Here is a 2043-nt window from a genome sequence, read left to right as displayed (position 1 = left end):
CATACGAATACCATTGAGTCAATTGTGCTGTAGAATCCTTATGGGATCAGGTTATTCCCCTGGAGGATTCCAGTGGATCGGCCAGGGGATGTCTTCGTCGGCAATACCTGATGAGAGCAGCTTACCGCGAAGTTCAGTGAACTCTTTTAAACCGTTTATCCCCAGCTCAAGTTTAATGATTTTCGAATATGCCTGAGTGTAGCAGGAAAGGGCTTCCTCAGTTCTGCCCTGATCGAAGAAAATGATTCCAAGGTTCCCTAGATTGAGACATTCGTTAACCACATCTCCAACCCCGCGTGATATTCTGATGGCACTGTTGTAGCATTCAAGGGATTTTTCAGGTCGATTCTGCTTCCTGTGCAGGCTACCCAGATTTCCATAGGTTATCCCCTGATTAATGGTATCGCCCACATCCATTGCTATTCTGAGGGCGTTCTCATAACACATTCTTGATTCATCCAGTACATTCTTGTTGAAGTGCAGATTTCCAAGGTTCGCATATACAATACCCTCGCTTCGACGATTCCCGAGTTCCTGGTGTATCTCCAGAGCTTTCATGTAGCATTCAAATGCGTCAGATGTTCTTCCCTGACTTGTGAACAGAATACCCAGATTACCAAGGGTTTTCCCTTCGCTTTTGCGGTTCCCGACTTCACGATGAAGCTCCAGCGCCTTCTCGTGACACTCCTGTGCTTCCGCCAGCCTTTTCTGCTTGTAATTCAGATTACCGAGATTGGAAAGTGTTTTACCTTCGCCACTTCTGTCACAGGCTTCATGCGCATTATCCCTGGCTTTTTCGTAATACTCCCTCGCCTCTGTCATTCTCCCTGTTTCCATGTAGAGATCGCCCAGATCTCTCTGTATCTCCACAAACCATTCCTGAAGCAGGTTCTCTTCAGCAATACCGTACATGCGGAAGAGAAGCTTTTCCTGCTCCTCCCTTCTGCCGAGAAGGCCCAGAGTTACATGTCTTATTGTCAACACCTCAAGAAGCTGCTGATTACGCTCCGGTTGTTCAGGAAGCTCCTGCAGCCATTCCTGAAGTTTTGAGGACAGGTCAAGAATAACACTGTGCTGATAGCTTACGGCCGCATGATTCAGAGCCTTCATTCCCCACAGGATAGCCTGTTCAATGTCACCTGCCATTTCCCAATGGTGTACAAGTATGCCGGCAATTTTTTCCTCTTCTTCAGCGTACAGATTCATAACCGATTCGGCAGCTGTCCGGTGGAGGAGTTTTCTGTTGCTCTCAAGTATGCTGTTGTAGGCTGTATCATGAATGAGAATGTTCCTGAAAAAGTATTTCTGCTCGAAGGCTGTTCCCTTTCCTATAAGGAACTTTTTCAGCTCAAGGTTCCGGAATACGCTCCTGTTGAAATCAAGGGACAGTTTTTCCACCATTCTGCTGTAGAGCTTCAGCTGAAACTCAACCCCCAGAACGGATGATTTCTGGAGTACGCTCTTCCACTCCGATGGAAGATGATCCAGACGAGATTGGAGAAGGCCCGCAAGGGAAGATGGGATGTAGATCTCATCAACAGGACCGCTGAAATCCCAGTGGCTATTTGTCTCCTCGATCACATCTGATTCCACAAGATCCAGAATAAGCTCCTCAAGGAAGAATGGATTTCCCTCGGCATGCTCAAGCAGGAAGCTCTCTACCTCCCCGGCTACATTTCCGCTGCCGCTCTCGCTTATTCCGGAAAGTATCTTCACCAGAAGTTCACGACAGGCTTCATCATCCACTTCCGAAATCGTAATTTCCTCAAGGTCTGCTGAGCCTGGTTTGATATCGAACTCGACGGCTTCACCGTTCTCCCGTTCCGGGCGGTAGAGAAGAATAAACATTATCGCTGAGTCGAGGGAACAATTAGCAATAACGAATTCCAGAATCTTTAGGCAGGTACTGTCGATCCAGTGAAGATCATCGAGTATGATCAGAAGACGTTTCTCTTTTGAAAGCACCCTGAATAGGTTGCAGAATGCTATCCTGGTCTCCAGTGCCCTGGTTCTGAGATCGAGTTCCTCCAGTTTATGATCATC

Annotated in this window: 1 protein-coding gene; it reads right to left on the bottom strand. The window is 47.3% G+C overall.

What is annotated here, in order from left to right; genetic code table 11:
- Positions 1–51: 51 nt before the first annotated feature.
- Positions 52–2043: tetratricopeptide repeat protein (locus tag K8R76_09080; GenBank protein MCD4848331.1), on the bottom strand; the 1992-nt coding region annotated here is incomplete at its 5' end.

It is taken from the genome of Candidatus Aegiribacteria sp. (assembly GCA_021108435.1).
GTDB lineage: Bacteria > Fermentibacterota > Fermentibacteria > Fermentibacterales > JCC-6 > Aegiribacteria.
This window is presented reverse-complemented; position numbering and strand designations above follow the sequence as displayed.